The organism is Rhizobium sp. P44RR-XXIV, assembly GCF_001999485.2.
Lineage (GTDB): Bacteria > Pseudomonadota > Alphaproteobacteria > Rhizobiales > Rhizobiaceae > Rhizobium.
In genome coordinates this window covers 1750780-1765164 of the sequence record NZ_MPVZ02000028.1, presented here as the reverse complement: position 1 = coordinate 1765164, position 14385 = coordinate 1750780, and the positions used below count along the sequence as shown (strand labels likewise).

At 60.7% G+C, this 14385-nt stretch carries 18 protein-coding genes; 12 read left to right on the top strand and 6 right to left on the bottom strand.

Annotated elements, in window-relative coordinates; genetic code table 11:
* The first annotated feature begins 4 nt into the window (after positions 1 to 4).
* Positions 5 to 616: a cytochrome c oxidase assembly protein gene (locus tag BSK43_RS25835; RefSeq protein WP_077471282.1), complete on the top strand. Its 612-nt coding sequence runs from the start codon at positions 5 to 7 to the stop codon at positions 614 to 616.
* A 63-nt stretch (positions 617 to 679) separates the two neighbouring features.
* The gene (locus tag BSK43_RS25830) at positions 680 to 1558 is read left to right on the top strand and encodes a cytochrome c oxidase subunit 3 (protein WP_077471281.1); all 879 of its coding nucleotides are present in this window, start codon (positions 680 to 682) and stop codon (positions 1556 to 1558) included.
* Between the two features lie 60 nt (positions 1559 to 1618).
* Here BSK43_RS25830 and BSK43_RS25825 read toward each other — a convergent pair whose 3' ends face one another.
* The gene (locus BSK43_RS25825; protein ID WP_077471280.1) at positions 1619 to 2272 is read right to left on the bottom strand and encodes a chloramphenicol phosphotransferase; all 654 of its coding nucleotides are present in this window, start codon (positions 2270 to 2272) and stop codon (positions 1619 to 1621) included.
* A gap of 146 nt (positions 2273 to 2418) precedes the next feature.
* On the opposite strand from BSK43_RS25825, the gene BSK43_RS25820 reads away from it, so the two are divergent.
* From BSK43_RS25820 to BSK43_RS25780, 9 genes are all read left to right on the top strand, one after another.
* A complete protein-coding gene (locus BSK43_RS25820) occupies positions 2419 to 2838 on the top strand; it encodes a DUF983 domain-containing protein (RefSeq protein ID WP_077471279.1) in 420 nt (139 codons plus the stop codon).
* Positions 2831 to 3592: an SURF1 family protein gene (locus BSK43_RS25815; RefSeq protein ID WP_077471278.1), complete on the top strand. Its 762-nt coding sequence runs from the start codon at positions 2831 to 2833 to the stop codon at positions 3590 to 3592. The genes BSK43_RS25820 and BSK43_RS25815 overlap by 8 nt, the downstream gene beginning before the upstream one ends.
* Positions 3593 to 3753: 161 nt before the next feature.
* Positions 3754 to 4761: a 4-hydroxy-3-methylbut-2-enyl diphosphate reductase gene (gene ispH / locus BSK43_RS25810; protein WP_068384923.1), complete on the top strand. Its 1008-nt coding sequence runs from the start codon at positions 3754 to 3756 to the stop codon at positions 4759 to 4761.
* A gap of 195 nt (positions 4762 to 4956) precedes the next feature.
* Positions 4957 to 5922 carry a homoserine kinase gene (locus BSK43_RS25805; protein ID WP_077471277.1) on the top strand — a complete coding sequence of 322 codons (966 nt, stop codon included), beginning with the start codon at positions 4957 to 4959 and terminating at the stop codon, positions 5920 to 5922.
* Positions 5919 to 6359 carry a ribonuclease HI gene (rnhA, locus tag BSK43_RS25800; protein WP_068384929.1) on the top strand — a complete coding sequence of 147 codons (441 nt, stop codon included), beginning with the start codon at positions 5919 to 5921 and terminating at the stop codon, positions 6357 to 6359. The genes BSK43_RS25805 and rnhA overlap by 4 nt, the downstream gene beginning before the upstream one ends.
* A gap of 141 nt (positions 6360 to 6500) precedes the next feature.
* Positions 6501 to 6938, top strand: a complete 438-nt coding sequence (locus tag BSK43_RS25795; RefSeq protein WP_077471276.1) for a GNAT family N-acetyltransferase — start codon at positions 6501 to 6503, stop codon at positions 6936 to 6938.
* Entirely contained in the window at positions 6935 to 7561 is a 627-nt protein-coding gene (locus tag BSK43_RS25790) for an NAD(P)H-dependent oxidoreductase (protein WP_077471275.1), read from the top strand. Before BSK43_RS25795 ends, BSK43_RS25790 begins: the two co-directional genes overlap by 4 nt.
* A 38-nt stretch (positions 7562 to 7599) precedes the next feature.
* Positions 7600 to 9045, top strand: a complete 1446-nt coding sequence (locus BSK43_RS25785; RefSeq protein WP_136687236.1) for a PLP-dependent aminotransferase family protein — start codon at positions 7600 to 7602, stop codon at positions 9043 to 9045.
* 109 nt (positions 9046 to 9154) lie between these two features.
* A complete protein-coding gene (locus BSK43_RS25780) occupies positions 9155 to 9856 on the top strand; it encodes an NAD(P)H-binding protein (protein WP_077471274.1) in 702 nt (233 codons plus the stop codon).
* Between the two features lie 47 nt (positions 9857 to 9903).
* On the opposite strand, the gene BSK43_RS25775 is transcribed toward BSK43_RS25780, so the two are convergent.
* The gene (locus tag BSK43_RS25775) at positions 9904 to 10899 is read right to left on the bottom strand and encodes an aldo/keto reductase (RefSeq protein WP_077471273.1); all 996 of its coding nucleotides are present in this window, start codon (positions 10897 to 10899) and stop codon (positions 9904 to 9906) included.
* A 142-nt stretch (positions 10900 to 11041) separates the two neighbouring features.
* On the opposite strand from BSK43_RS25775, the gene BSK43_RS25770 reads away from it, so the two are divergent.
* Positions 11042 to 11623, top strand: a complete 582-nt coding sequence (locus tag BSK43_RS25770) for a TetR/AcrR family transcriptional regulator (RefSeq protein ID WP_077471272.1) — start codon at positions 11042 to 11044, stop codon at positions 11621 to 11623.
* Positions 11624 to 11681: 58 nt separating this feature from the next.
* Here the strand turns inward: BSK43_RS25770 and BSK43_RS25765 are convergent, their stop codons facing one another.
* The 4 genes from BSK43_RS25765 to BSK43_RS25750 are packed head-to-tail and all read right to left on the bottom strand — an operon-like array spanning position 11682 to position 14334.
* Entirely contained in the window at positions 11682 to 12929 is a 1248-nt protein-coding gene (locus tag BSK43_RS25765; protein ID WP_077471271.1) for an MFS transporter, read from the bottom strand.
* On the bottom strand, positions 12926 to 13255 hold the full coding sequence (locus tag BSK43_RS25760; protein WP_077471270.1) for a hypothetical protein: 330 nt from the start codon (positions 13253 to 13255) through the stop codon (positions 12926 to 12928). Before BSK43_RS25760 ends, BSK43_RS25765 begins: the two co-directional genes overlap by 4 nt.
* 1 nt (position 13256) lies before the next feature.
* Entirely contained in the window at positions 13257 to 13823 is a 567-nt protein-coding gene (locus tag BSK43_RS25755) for an isochorismatase family protein (RefSeq protein WP_077471269.1), read from the bottom strand.
* 58 nt (positions 13824 to 13881) lie between these two features.
* Positions 13882 to 14334 (bottom strand): MarR family transcriptional regulator, encoded by a 453-nt coding sequence (locus tag BSK43_RS25750; RefSeq protein WP_077471268.1) that lies wholly within the window; start codon positions 14332 to 14334, stop codon positions 13882 to 13884.
* Between the last annotated feature and the right edge of the window lie 51 nt (positions 14335 to 14385).

The window sequence follows — 14385 nt, the reverse complement described above, 5'->3', positions numbered from 1 at the left end:
CGTGATGGAGGAGGGGGCAGTGAAAAGCACAAGAACGGGCGGCCGTAACAACGGGCTGGTCGTCGCCATGTGCCTGAGCTTCGTCATCGGCATGAGCGCCATGTGCGCCGCTGCAGTGCCGCTTTATCGCATGTTCTGCCAGGTTACTGGCTACAACGGCACGACGCAGCGCGTCGAACAGGTGTCCAACGTCATTCTCGACAAGCCGATCCAGGTTTCCTTCGACGCCAATGTCGCGCCGGGCTTGCCCTGGGATTTCAAGCCGCTGCAGAAATCGGTGAGCCCCAAGATCGGCGAGACGGTCGAGGTGAAGTTCGAGATCGAGAACAGGTCCGACAAGACGGAGCGTGGCCAGGCGATCTTCAACGTCACGCCGCTGGAAGCTGGTGTCTATTTCAACAAGGTCCAGTGCTTCTGCTTTAATGAAACGGATCTCGGGCCTGGGGAAAAGCGCGAGATGTCGGTGGTTTTCTATGTCGATCCTGAGATCACCAAGGCTGTAGAAACCAAGACGATCAATGCGCTGACACTATCCTACACATTCTACCCACGGGAAGGCGCAAAGCCCGTGGCGTCGAATGAAGGCACGGTACAGGCTGTTGAAAAGAAACTTTGATGGAGAGTGCTTTTCGGTTTGACCGGGAGCAATATGGGAAAAAGTTATTCGGGGATTGCTGACATGGCCGAAGCGCATCAGAAGAAACACGACTATCACATTATCGATCCCAGCCCCTGGCCGATCGTCGCGGCCATCGGGGCATTCGTGCTCACCTTCGGTGGTGTCGGATTCATGCGCTACCTGAATGGCAGCGCACTACATCTGTTCGGCGTGGATTGGGCGCATCCGTGGCTTTTCTTCATCGGCCTGGCTGTGGTCCTCTACGTCATGTATGGCTGGTGGTCGGATACGATCAAGGAAGCGCATGAGGGCGCGCATACCCGCGTGGTGTCGCTGCACCTGCGCTACGGCATGATCATGTTCATCGCGTCTGAAGTGATGTTCTTCGTCGCCTGGTTCTGGGCCTATTTCGATGTCAGCCTGTTCCCGAATGAGGCGATCCAGGCCTCGCGCACGGCCTTCCTTGGCGGCCAGTTCCCGCCGAAGGGCGTCGAGGTTCTCGATCCCTGGCACCTGCCGATCTACAACACCATCATCCTGCTGCTCTCCGGCACGACGGTCACCTGGGCGCACCATGCGCTGCTGCATGGCGACCGCAAGGGCCTGATCCAGGGTCTGACGCTCACCGTTCTGCTTGGCGCCCTGTTCTCCTGCGTGCAGGCTTATGAGTATGCGCACGCGCCCTTCGCGTTCAAGAACTCGATCTATGGCGCGACCTTCTTCATGGCGACCGGTTTCCACGGTTTCCACGTGTTGATCGGTACGATCTTCCTGCTGGTCTGCCTCATCCGCGCCATCAAGGGCGATTTCACCCCGAAGCAGCATTTCGGCTTCGAGGCGGCTGCCTGGTACTGGCATTTCGTCGACGTCGTCTGGCTGTTCCTGTTCTTCGCCATCTACATCTGGGGCAGCTGGGGTGCGCCGCTCGCGGCGGGTTAAGGCCGAGCATCAATCATCCTCTTGCAATGAAAGGCGGGCACTTGTTGCCCGCTTTTTTGTTTAAGCAGTCTCAGCTGCCAGCCGTTCAAATGCCGATGGGTTGGGAATGCCACGCTCGAGGGCCTGCCTGATCTCTTCCGCGCATGCCTGCGGGCTATTTGTCGAGGTATCGACTTCCAGATCGTAAATCCCCGGCCGGTGCACCTGTTGCTGCCAGGTAAGCACCGGTGCCGGAACCGCCATATCCGGGCTGACCGGAATATAAGTTCCTTGCCTCTCCGGGCCTTCTGCCAGCCGGCGCTGCATCACCACATCGAGCGAGCAGTGCACGCCGACAAAGAGTGTCGGCAATCCCGCTAACTGTCTGGCGCAATTAGAGAGAATGTTTAGCGGGCGCGAATAGGCATCGTGATGCCCGAACTCGGCGACGACGTTGAGGCCGAGGCGGCTATGTGCGGCGATCGAGGCATAGAGTGCGGCATAAAAGCGCGGAATCAGCGGCTCGAGATCGGGCCGTTCGCCGCCGGGGCGCAGGCCGATGCCCGGACGATAGCGCAGCGGCGTGGCATGGCGCACATAGACGTCGACACCGAGATTGACCCATACGCCGTCAAATCCAGCCTGAATCGCCTCGACGATGCTGCTCTTTCCGGATCGTGGCGCGCCGTTCAGGATGATGATACGGCCGGCGCCTACGCCTTGGCTTTGTTGCATGAGGCAGTTCCCTTTCGGATGTATTCGGACCTGAATGCGGTGTACGAGCTTTTCGATTGGACGGATTGGCGCATCGCGGCTACTGATTGTGACAGGGACGAGACCATCATGCTCGCCCGCAATGGCAGGCTGATCGAGACCGAATTTTGACCTCAGAGCAAGACAAGAACCCCAGCGAAACGCCCCATGACGACAGCGCCCTCTTTGCGCCCGTCGATCCGTTCAAGGTCGGCTTCCAGGGCTGTTGTCCGCGTTGCGGCCATGGCAAGCTCTTCGATGGATTATTGTCGATAAAGCCGCGCTGTTCCGCCTGCGATCTCGACTATGCCTTCGCCGATGCGGGCGATGGCCCGGCGGTCTTTGTCATCCTAATTGTCGGTTTCATCGTCATCGGCCTGGTCCTGTGGATGCAGATCAACTACGCGCCGCCGGTCTGGGTCTACATAGTGCTGTTTGCGCCGCTGACCATCATCCTCTCACTGCTGTCTCTGCGCTGGTGCAAGGGCATTCTGATCGCGCTGCAATACCGCAACAAGGCCAGCGAAGGGCGGATCAGCCATGACTGAGGCCGCCGTGCCGGTTCGCCGCTCCAATCCTTTGTGGCAGGTCCTCAAGGCGCTGATCCTGCTCGCCGTGCTCGTGATCCTTGTGGGGTTGGGCACCTGGCAGGTGCAGCGGCTGCACTGGAAGGAAGGCCTGCTCGCCGACATTGCCGCGCGTAAGGATGCGCCCGCCGTGCCGCTATCGGCAATCGAGGCGATGGCAGCGTCCGGCGGAGATATCGAATATCGCGTGGTGACCGTCAGCGGCCATTACCTCAACAACAAGGAACGCGATTTTCTCTCCACCTATGGAGAGGAGCCGGGCTTTCACATCTATACGCCTCTGCAGCTTGCCGATGGCCGCTTCGTCTTCGTCAACAGGGGCTTCGTGCCCTCCGAGGCCAAAGAGCCGGAAATGCGCAAGCAGGGGCAGTTGACCGGCGAGCAGACGGTGACGGGCCTTGCGCGCGCCAAGCTCAGCGAGCAGCCCTCGGGCATGCCGGATAATGATCTCGGCAAGAACATATTCTTCTGGAGGGATCTGGATGCGATGGCGTCCAGCGTCGGACTGCCGAAGGACAAGGTCCTGCCTTTCTTCATCGATGCCGACAAGACGCCGAATCCCGCCGGCCTGCCGATCGGCGGCGTCACCATCATCGACCTGCCGAACAGCCACCTGCAATATGCCGTGACTTGGTACGGCCTCGCGGTAGCGCTTGTTGCCATCGTCGCGATCTCCTGGTGGCGCAAGCATCACCCGGACGCACCCTCACAATAGAGGCATGCAATAGAATTGCTTCATTTCGATGGAATATTCGGCTAGAGCATGATCCCAAAAGTGCGCAACGGTTTTTGGATAAGATCATGCGGACTCAATGGAGCAGGCGGCAGGGCCTACCTACCTATGGCTGAGCCCCCGTCGCGCATTTCGGAAGAGACATGAACATAGCCGTTTCCAAACCTGACCTGACCATCCGGCTTTGCGGGCCGCGCGGCTTTTGCGCCGGCGTCGATCGCGCCATCCAGATCGTCGTGCTGGCGCTGAAGGCCTATGGTGCGCCTGTCTATGTCCGCCACGAGATCGTGCACAATCGCTACGTGGTCGAGGGGCTGGAGGCCAAGGGTGCCATCTTCGTGGAAGAGCTGGACGAAATCCCGGCTGAGCACCGCGCCCAGCCGGTGGTCTTTTCCGCCCATGGCGTGCCGAAGGCCGTGCCGGCCGACGCCGATGCGCGCAATCTCTTTTATCTCGACGCTACCTGCCCGCTGGTCTCCAAGGTGCACAAGCAGGCCATGCGCCACAACCGGCTCGGTCGTCATGTCGTCCTCATCGGCCATGCCGGCCATCCGGAAGTGATCGGCACCATGGGGCAGCTGCCGGAAGGCGCCGTTTCGCTGATCGAGACGGTGGAAGATGCCGATGTCTACGAACCGGTCGATCCTGACAATCTCGGCTTCGTCACGCAGACGACGCTCTCGGTCGATGATACCGCCGGCGTTATCGCGCGGTTGCAGGAGCGCTTTCCGAACCTGACGGCGCCCGCCGCCGACTCGATTTGTTACGCGACGACCAATCGCCAGGAAGTCGTGAAGCAGGCAGCTCCCGGCTGCGATCTCTTCATCGTCGTCGGCGCGCCGAATTCCTCGAACTCCAAGCGGCTCGTCGAAGTGGCGCTAAGGGCAGGGGCGACAAAATCCGTGCTTGTCCAGCGCGCTTCGGAAATCGATTGGGACAATATCGGCGACATCAAGACGGTCGGTCTCTCGGCTGGTGCATCTGCGCCAGAAGTCATCGTCAACGAGATCATCGAAGCGTTCCGCGCTCGCTACAATGCCGTCGTGGAGCTCGCCGAAACGGTCAAGGAAACCGAGAATTTCCTCGTCAATCGCGAGCTGCGCAGCATCGAGTTGACGACGGCGGACATGGCTTTCGTCAACGGGGATTGAGGAAGGGCCACCTCGTCCTTCGAGGCCTAGCCGCTTGCGCTGACGCTTAATCGGCAAGGCACCTCGGGATGAGGCGGAGAGAGTTTCGTCGCCGGGCGCCCAAAGATCAGCCCTCATGGTGAGGAGGCCCGAAGGGCCGTCTCGAACCACGAGGGCGGGTGGTTACGGCGCCAGCGTGTATCAAGGGAATGTTTCGTGGCTGTTTATACCGATATTACCGAAGACGATTTGAAGTGGTTTCTGACGGAATACGACGTTGGCGAACTTCTCTCCTACAAGGGCATTGCCGAGGGCGTCGAGAATTCGAACTTCCTGCTGCACACCACGCGCGACCCGCTGATCCTGACGCTCTATGAAAAGCGTGTCGACAAGGGTGACCTGCCGTTCTTCCTGGGGCTGATGCAGCATCTGGCGAGCCGCGGTCTGTCCTGCCCGCTGCCGTTGCCGCGCAAGGATGGCGAGCTGCTTGGCCATCTCTCCGGTCGGCCGGCCGCGCTGATTTCCTTTCTCGAAGGCATGTGGTTGCGCAAGCCCGATGCCAATCATTGCCGCGAAGTCGGCAAGGCGCTGGCTGCCATGCATGTCGCCGGTGAAGGTTTCGAAATCCGCCGCCCGAACGCCTTGTCGCTCAATGGCTGGCAGGCGCTCTGGGAAAAGTCCGAGGCGCGCGCCGATGAAGTCGAGGCTGGCCTGCAGGACGAGATCCGCGGTGAGCTCGATTTCCTTGGGCAGCATTGGCCGAAGGATCTGCCCGAGGGCGTCATCCACGCCGATCTCTTCCCGGACAATGTCTTCTTTCTCGGCGACACGCTATCCGGTCTGATCGATTTCTATTTCGCCTGCAACGATCAGCTTGCCTACGATGTTTCCATCTGCCTCAACGCTTGGTGCTTCGAGAAGGATCACGCCTACAACATCACCAAGGGCATGGCGCTGCTTGAGGGATATCAGAGCGTGCGGCCGCTGAGCGCTGCCGAAATCGCGGCACTTCCGACGCTGGCGCGCGGTTCGGCGCTGCGCTTCTTCCTGACCCGCCTCTATGACTGGCTGACGACGCCGGCCGGCGCGATGGTCACCAAGAAAGACCCGCTTGAATATCTGCGTAAGCTGCGCTTCCACCGTCAGATCGCCTCTGCAGCCGAATACGGGCTGAAGGCATGAAGCACGTCGATATCTTTACCGATGGAGCCTGCTCCGGCAATCCCGGCCCGGGCGGCTGGGGCGCGGTGCTTCGCTATGGCGATGTGGAAAAGGAACTGTCCGGCGGCGAGGCTGACACCACCAACAATCGCATGGAGCTGCTGGCGGCGATCTCCTCGCTCTCCGCCCTGAAAAGCCCCTGCGAAGTCGATCTTTACACCGACAGCGTCTACGTCAAGGACGGCATCACCAAGTGGATTTTCGGCTGGAAGAAGAACGGCTGGAAGACCGCGGACAAGAAGCCGGTGAAGAATGCCGAGCTGTGGCAGGCGCTGGATGAAGCCTATAATCGCCACAAGGTGACGCTCCACTGGGTCAAGGGCCATGCCGGCCACCCGGAAAATGAACGGGCGGACGAGCTGGCACGCAAGGGCATGGAGCCTTTCAAGAAGAAATAGGTCTCGGCTCCAGACTAGATGAGGCACTGGCCGCGCTTGTAAAGGCGGCCAATGGCCCAGTCCATTTGTCGATTTTTGGTCCTGTTGAGCGGGTCATGCGCGGCGTAGATTTTGCCGGTCCCCATTCAGCGAGAGCCAAACATGAATTTCAGGCATATCGAAAACGCAGAGGATATTGCGGAGAGCTTCGCGGTCATGCGCGAACTGCGCCCGCATATCGAAGACCCCGACATTTATCGCGAACGCGTCCAGCGCCAGCAGCAGGATGGCTATCGGCTGCTGGGCGTCTGGCAGGATGGCGCGCTGTCGGGGCTGGCAGGTTATCGTCATCTCGAAAACCTGATCTATGGGCGGTTTACCTATGTCGACGATCTTGTCGTGCGCCAATCCTGCCAGCGGTCCAGATTCGGTGCAGAGCTGATCGATCACGTCCGCGAGCTGGCCAAGGCCGACGGAAGAGCCATGCTGGTGCTCGACACGGGGCTTGGCAATTCGCTGGCCCAACGCTTCTATTTCCGCAATGGGCTCCTGGCTCGCGGTCTGCATTTCAGCCAGGTTTTGAAGGAAGCAAGCGCGTGAAGACCATCTTGCTTCTGAATGCTAGTCCGCTTGGATCTGCGTCGCGCAGCTATGAGCTGGCAAGGAAGGCGGCCGGCAATCTGCTCGACGCTGGGCAGGATATCAGACTGGTCGAACGCGATCTCTCGGTCATGTGCCCGTCGCCGATCACCGAGCACTATGCCGATGCTATCGTCAAACGCGCGGAACATCATCTGCCTGCCTTCGCAGAATCGGAAACATTGATTCGGGAAATCGAGGCCTGCGATTATCTGATCGTCGCGACGCCAATGCATAATTTTTCCGTGCCGGCATCGCTGAAGCTCTGGATCGATTATGTGCTGCGCGCCGGCCGCACCTTCACCTATCGGGATGGCTACAAGGTCGGCCTTCTCGAGGACCGCCCGACGCTTGTCGTTGTGGGTTCCGGTGGTGCTCATGATGGTCCGCGTGCCCGGCAACCCGATTATCTCTCGCCCTATTTTGCCCATGTGCTGGCGACGATCGGCATCACAAACGTGCAGTTCATTCGCCTGCAGGGATTGGCGATGCCAGATCTAGCAACCGAGGCTCTCGCGCTCGGCAACCGGCAGCTTGCCGCCAATCCTGTCTTCGGGCTAACCTCTGCCGTCACGGGATCGTAGACGTGGGCGCGAGCCCGCATAGGCAGGACATAGCCTTCATGGCACAGCAGGGCGTTTCGGGTCGGGTGGAAGATATCGCGCTTTCGCGGGAGGGCGACCATCCGATCTATCTGCAGATTTGTGCCCGGTTCAAAACCGCGATTGCCGAGGGGCGCCTGGCGCCGGGAGACCGGCTGCCGTCAGTGCGGACGCTCGCCAGCGAGCTTGGTCTCTCGCGCGGAACCGTCAATCTGGCCTATCAGATCCTCGCGGAAGAGGGCTATCTCGAATTTCGCGGCGCAGGGGGCACCTTCGTCGATTTGCGGCTGAAGAAGACAAGCGCGGACGAGCCATCGAGTTCCGCGCCGAGGACTGCACCGGCGGAACAGTCACCCAATGTCAGGCCGTTTCAGCTTGGTCTCCCCGCTCTCGATGCCTTTCCGCGCAAGACCTGGAACCGGCTCGTCAGCCGCCGCTCGCGAGAGCTCGGCGCAGAGCAGCTTGGCTATCCAGAGCCTCCCGGCCTCCCGGCGCTGCGAGAGCGCATTGCCGCCTATCTCGCCTTTTCACGGGCCATCGTCTGCCGGCCGGAGCAGGTATTCGTGACCTCGGGCCATCGCGCCAGCCTGGAGCTGATCATGCGGTCGCTCTATCGGCCCGGTGACGGCATATGGTTTGAGGATCCTGGCTACCCCGTCGCCCGGGAATTTCTGCTGTCGATAAATGCCAAACTTCATCCGGTGCCGGTCGATCAGGATGGCCTTGTCGTCGAAGAGGGCAGGGAGCGCGCGCCAGATGCCCGCTTTGCCATCGTTACGCCCGCCAACCAGAGCCCACTCTGCGTGATGATGTCCAAGGACAGACGCGGCGAATTGCTCAAATGGGCCGAGGACGGGAAGCGCTGGATCATCGAGGACGATTATGACAGCGAATATCGCTACAACCGTCGGCCGCCTTTGTCGCTCAAGGCCATGGATCGCGGCGAGCGTGTCCTTTTCACCGGCTCGTTCAGCAAGGTTCTCTATCCGGCACTGCGGCTTGCCTATCTGGTCGTGCCGCCAGCGGAGGTTGAGGTATTCGAGCGCGCCTGCCGGGTCGGGGGCGGTGGCAGCCCGATATTCCATCAAGCCGTCATCGCCGATTTCATCGAGCAAGGGTATTTCGTGCGTCATCTCAAGAAGATGCGCTCCTTGTACGCCGAGCGTCGCCAGTTGCTGGTCGATACGATGCAGGATGTCTTCGGAGACAGCGCCAGGGCGATTTCTCCCGCCGCCGGGCTGCACCTCGTCATGCAGTTTGATGGATATCGGGCGTCTTCAGCCAATATCGCCGCATTGGCGCAGGCGGACGGCTTCGGCCTGCAGCCTCTGTCGCTCTGGCATATGGGGCCGCAATCGGTCGATGGTCTGCTGCTGAGCTTTACCAATCTTGCCAGCAGGCACATGGCCGAATCTTTTGCGGTGCGTCTGAAAGCGCTCTGCACGGCGGCTGATCGCGACAGTTGAGATCTGCCTTTGGCCTAGTCGAATCGTCGATTCTTGCATCTGTTTTCCAGGCCAAGCTCGTGCGAAAAAATATGCATCAATTACGATGCAAACATCTCAGGAGTTTCCAATGGGCGAGACCATTTTTCTTGCTGGCGCAACCGGTGCGATCGGGAGCAGGCTTGTGCCCCTGCTGGTCGAGGCAGGCTTCACCGTCTACGGTTCCACCCGCAAGCCGGAACGCGGGGAAAGCCTGCGCCAGGCAGGCGCCACGCCTGTCGTTGTCGATGTCTTCGATGGCGATGCCCTGAAGGCGGCGCTGCGGCAGATAAAGCCTGGTATCGTCATTCACCAGCTGACCGATCTGCCCTTCGGGCTTGATCCCGCGCAGATGGAAGAGGGGCGTGCCCGCAATGCCCGTATCCGCGAAGTGGAAACGAAGAACCTCGTCGATGCCGCCGTCGCGGTCGGGGCGCAGCGGATGCTTTCGCAAAGCATCGCCTGGTCCTATCAGGTGGGTAGAGGGGAGATCACCGAGGAGACCCCGCTGCAGGAAAGCGCAACTGCGGTTCGGACGCTCGAACGGCTCACGCTCACGATTGCTGGCATTGCCGGTACGGTCTTGCGATATGGGCTTCTCTATGGGCCGGGCACCGGCTGCGATGCACCGAACGGACCCATAAGTCTGCATGTGGATGATGCTGCCCGCGCCGCCCTGCTGGCGGTGCAAAGCTCGGTGATCGGCGTCTTCAATGTGGTCGATGATGGTGGCCCGGTTTCGAACGCCAAGGCAAAATCCATATTCGGCTGGCAGCCGCGCAAGCACGACTAGGCGATGGCAGGTCCTCCGGGATTGACCGGAGGACCTTTTCGGCATGCCTATCGCGTTGCATCGCCCCGACGGTACTCGAGGGTGAGATCATCGAGCCTTGCCTTCAGTTCGGGCGCAAGGGTGTAATCGGAGGCCGCGAGCGTGTCGGTTAGTTGCCCGGTCCGGCTGGCACCCAGAATGACCGAGGTGATCGCTGGATTTGCCATAACCCAGGCGACGGCGAGCTTTGCCAGCGGTTCTCCGGCTTCCTGGGCTATCGCCCTCAGTTTTTCGATTGTTTCGAATTCGCGCTGGTGCCAATAGCGCGCCATATACATGGCACCGAACTGACCGACTTCTGCTGAAAACCGCCCCGTTTCAGGCTTCTCATCCTGTTGGTATCGTCCGCTCAGAAGCCCGCCGGCGAGCGGATTGAACGGGATGACGGCCAGGTTTTCCTCCTGGGCGAGAGGCAGCAATTCGCGCTCTATCTCGCGAAACAGCAGATTGTAGCGCGGCTGCGCGGAGACGAAGCGCGCCAGCCTTAACGTGTCTTGGCGGCCAATGGCGCGCGCCAATCGATAGGCCAGGAAATTCGAGACGCCGATGTAGCGCGCCTTGCCCGAGCGGACGATCGCATCAAGCGCTTCCACGGTTTCGTCGAGCGGTGTCTCCGCATCGTCCATATGCACCTGATAGAGGTCCACATAATCCGTGTTCAGGCGGCGAAGGGATGCGTCGATCGCATCGAGCAGGTGCTTGCGCGACGAGCCGCGATCCCATGGCGATGCTCCCATCGGGCCGCCGCCTTTGGTGCCGACGATGAACCGGTCGCGCTTGCCCTTCAGCCATCGCCCCGTGATTTCCTCCGACCTGCCGACTTCGGACATGGTGCCGCCTCCGGGATAGATGTCGGCGGTGTCGATGAAATTCACGCCGGTATCCGCGGCCTTGTCCAACACCTGAAACGATTCGGCTTCGTCGGTCTGCTTGCCGAAGGTTCCGGTCCCGAGGCAGAGGCCGGATACCATGAGGCCGGTACGGCTGAACTTTTTGAATTGCATGAGAATTTCCTTCACGAGAGCCGCCTGTCGCCGGCGACATCGAAATATAACGATCGCTATATTTGACGATTTGCGTGGCCTGTCAAGAAGGATTATATAGTGCTCGCTATAGAAGGCGGTAACGAAGACAGGCAGCGAGCAGATGGCGCGACCAAGGGTGCTGGATATTGAAAAGGCGATCGACGTGGCGACGACGCTCTTCTGGCGAAATGGCTATGAGAGGACCTCGGTCGCCGATTTGACCAAGGCCATGGGCATAACCCCGCCGAGTTTCTACTTTGCTTTCAACAGCAAGGACGGCTTGTTCCTCAGGGTGCTTGAACATTATCTCGAGACACGGTTGAGCTATGCCGAGGAAGCGCTGAACGAGCCGACCGCGCGCGGGGTTGCCGAGCTGATGCTCTATCGAATGGCCGATCTCTACACGGATGCCGCCCATCCGCCCGGTTGCCTCGCCGTCAATTGTGCACTGGCATGCGCCGATGACCCAGGCCCGATCCGTGGCGAACTTTCAAAGCTTCGCGAGGCGCGGCGAATGCGGCTGTGCAATCGGCTTCAGGAGGCGAAAGCGGCGGGAGACTTGCCGCCCGATGCTGTCCCCGAAGAACTCGCGCGTTTCTTAATGACTGTCGGCTGGGGAATGGCCCTCGACGCCCAATCCGGCGCGAAAAGAGAACAACTCTATGGCACGGTTGAAAGAGCGCTCAAGGCATGGCCGAGTTGATCGTGACGCAGGCCGAACCCTGCGGCGGGCTCGTGAGCGTATGGGAGCGCGTTCCTCGTCAACGCCTGGCCATATCCTGTTGCGCACGCTTGCCTCGTCCCTTTCGATACATCGCATAAAGGCCGACCACAGTGGCCGCGAAGCCGGAGGTGGCGCCGACACCGAGCGCCCAGGAGGGTCCGCAGTGATCAGCCACCCAGCCGACAATCGGCGCCCCGATGGGCGTGCCCCCGAGCGCAATCGCGACCCGCAGCGCCATGATCCGCCCACGCATGGCGGGCTCGGTCGAAAGCTGCATGAGGCTGTTTGTCAGATTGGTGAAGATCAGGCCGGCAGCGCCGATCACGACGAGCGCGGCGGCGAACGGCCAATAGCCCGGGATAAGGGCTGCCAGCAGGCAGCCGCCGCCGAAGGCGCTTGCGGCTAAGGGAAGGCCCCCAAAGCGGGCCTCATCGCGGCTTCCGCTCAACAGGGCACCTGCCATTGTGCCGATGGCCATGATCGAGGATAGAAGCCCGTAGCCGCCGGCATCGACGTGAAAGACGTCGACTGCCATGGTCGAAATGAAGATCGGAAAATTCAGGCCGAAGGTTCCGATCAGGAACAGCATGATCAATATGGCGAGAAGGTCGGGTCGCTTACGGACGTAGCGCAACCCTTCGATAAAACTTCCCTTCGCGCGTTCGGCCCTCGCGCTCGTGCGAAGTTCGCTGAGGCGCAGCAAACCAAGCGAGAGCAGCACCGCCGCGAAGGACATTCCGTCGATCAGAAAGGCCCAACCGGTCCCCAGTCCCGCGATCACCATTCCGGACGCGGCAGGGCCGACCATCCGCGCAGCGTTGAAGGATGTCGAGTTCAGCGCAACCGCATTCGGCAGGTCCTCGTCGCCGACGAGTTCGGCGACAAAGGTCTGGCGCACGGGAGCATCAAACGCGGCCGCACAGCCGAACAGAAAGGCCAAGACATAGACATGCCAGAGCTGCACGACGCCAAGCAGTGTCAGGGACGCGAGAGCCAGCGACAGCAACCCCATCGTCGCCTGCGTTACCATCAGGAGCTTGCGCTGGTTGAACTGATCGGCGGCAGACCCCGTCCACGTCAAGAGCAAAAGCTGTGGGGCGAATTGCAGTCCCATCACGATGCCGACGGTGGAGGCATCGTGATGGGTCAGCTCGGTGAATACCAGCCAGTCCTGTGCCGTTCGCTGCACCCAAGTGCCGATGTTGGACACCAGCGCTCCCGCCGCCCAGATGCGGTAGTTGCGATGCCGCAGGGAGCGGAACGGATTGGCAAGCGTGCCGGTCACGAGCGTTCGGGGTCGTTGCCGCCGTGAAAGCGGCCGAAATGCCGTGCGCCAAACAGCGCGATCAACAACGCGCCCAGACCGAGTGACAAAATATCGGATGCGTCGTTCAACGAGAAATCACCGACCTCGCAGACCAGAAGATAGGCAATGACGAGATTGGCGAAGCCCCAAAGCACGTTGACGGTGGAGGAGGACAGGCCCTCTCCACGCGGCGTGGCGAAAGGCGTCTGGAACGGCCGGCCCATGACCCCGCTGACCAGATGCGGCACGGCGTTCATGAGAAAAAGGCCGCCGAAGAAGTAGGATAGAAGATGGTGCCATTGCATATCAGGCGGTCCTCGATGCGAGCAGGTTGATGATATCTCGGGCTGGGGCGGTCTCGCCAAGGCGCGGGAAGATGTTCTTGATGCTGTAGTCATGTGCTTCCGCCCGGCCATCCGTCATCGCGTCGATGGCGAGGGTAACGTTGAAACCCTGCTCATAGGCCTGACGGGCAGTGGCCTCGACGCCGGTGCCGGTGGCAACGCCGATGACAACGACCTGCGTGACATCGAGGGCCCTCAAGCGCTTCTCCAGATCGGTGGTCGCGAATGCGCCCCATGACCGCTTCGTCACGACCATATCCTCCGGCTGTTGGCCAAGCTCGGGAATGAAGTCGGTAAAGTCGGCGGGGAAAGCGCCGACATGGCGCGGAGGCTGCTCCGTGCGGCCGGGCGCTCCGCCCGCGACATTGACCAGCACGACAGGAAGATGCCGAGCGCGAAAGGCTTCGATCAGCGCGACCGCATTCGCGACAACCGGTCCGATGGGATGGGCGAAAGGCGATCCGATGATGCCCTTCTGAAGATCGACGACGATAAGCGCCGTCTTTGGATCAAGGGTGGTGAGGGCCATGAAGATTGCCTTCGTTGTTTGTTGGGAGTGATAGGCTCAGAGAGTGGACGATAGAACGTCAGTCATCGGCGAGCCGTTGCAGCAGTTTGATTGCAGACAGCAGCCGGTCCTGTTCCTCACTCGAGAGTCGCGCCTCGATCGTGCGGGAAAGCCAGTCCTGCCGCGCCGCGCGGCCCTCTTCGATGCGCTTGCGGCAGGCATCGGTGATTGAGAGGATCGTTTGGCGACCATCATTCGGATCCGCAAACCCCTTTACAAGGTCTGCCCCTTCCAAGGCCGCGATGACGGCTCCCATGGACTGCGGCCGCATGCCCTCGGCTCTCGCCAGGCTGGACGTCGTCATCGGTCCGTCTTTCTCAAGACGCACAAGCACCGATATCTGCGTCGTGGTCAGATCTCCCACATCAGCCTGGTCGCGCAGGCGACGCTTGAGTTTGCTGACGACGCCGCGGAGGTCCTGCGCGATGGCGGCGGCGGTGGAGTGGAGTGGTTGGTCAGATTGAGTGTTCATATGGAGGGCTTAGCATATAGGAAGATAAACTGCAAAGGTAAACTTCATATA

What these genes read in the sequence shown, in the direction of transcription:
- BSK43_RS25835 (WP_077471282.1), top strand. Translation starts at nt 5, where the DNA reads ATGGAGGAGGGGGCAGTGAAAAGCACAAGAACGGGCGGCCGTAACAAC.
- BSK43_RS25830 (WP_077471281.1), top strand. Translation starts at nt 680, where the DNA reads ATGGCCGAAGCGCATCAGAAGAAACACGACTATCACATTATCGATCCC.
- BSK43_RS25825 (WP_077471280.1), bottom strand. Translation starts at nt 2,272, where the DNA reads ATGCAACAAAGCCAAGGCGTAGGCGCCGGCCGTATCATCATCCTGAAC.
- BSK43_RS25815 (WP_077471278.1), top strand. Translation starts at nt 2,831, where the DNA reads ATGACTGAGGCCGCCGTGCCGGTTCGCCGCTCCAATCCTTTGTGGCAG.
- ispH (WP_068384923.1), top strand. Translation starts at nt 3,754, where the DNA reads ATGAACATAGCCGTTTCCAAACCTGACCTGACCATCCGGCTTTGCGGG.
- rnhA (WP_068384929.1), top strand. Translation starts at nt 5,919, where the DNA reads ATGAAGCACGTCGATATCTTTACCGATGGAGCCTGCTCCGGCAATCCC.
- BSK43_RS25795 (WP_077471276.1), top strand. Translation starts at nt 6,501, where the DNA reads ATGAATTTCAGGCATATCGAAAACGCAGAGGATATTGCGGAGAGCTTC.
- BSK43_RS25785 (WP_136687236.1), top strand. Translation starts at nt 7,600, where the DNA reads ATGGCACAGCAGGGCGTTTCGGGTCGGGTGGAAGATATCGCGCTTTCG.
- BSK43_RS25780 (WP_077471274.1), top strand. Translation starts at nt 9,155, where the DNA reads ATGGGCGAGACCATTTTTCTTGCTGGCGCAACCGGTGCGATCGGGAGC.
- BSK43_RS25775 (WP_077471273.1), bottom strand. Translation starts at nt 10,899, where the DNA reads ATGCAATTCAAAAAGTTCAGCCGTACCGGCCTCATGGTATCCGGCCTC.
- BSK43_RS25770 (WP_077471272.1), top strand. Translation starts at nt 11,042, where the DNA reads ATGGCGCGACCAAGGGTGCTGGATATTGAAAAGGCGATCGACGTGGCG.
- BSK43_RS25760 (WP_077471270.1), bottom strand. Translation starts at nt 13,255, where the DNA reads ATGCAATGGCACCATCTTCTATCCTACTTCTTCGGCGGCCTTTTTCTC.
- BSK43_RS25755 (WP_077471269.1), bottom strand. Translation starts at nt 13,823, where the DNA reads ATGGCCCTCACCACCCTTGATCCAAAGACGGCGCTTATCGTCGTCGAT.
- BSK43_RS25750 (WP_077471268.1), bottom strand. Translation starts at nt 14,334, where the DNA reads ATGAACACTCAATCTGACCAACCACTCCACTCCACCGCCGCCGCCATC.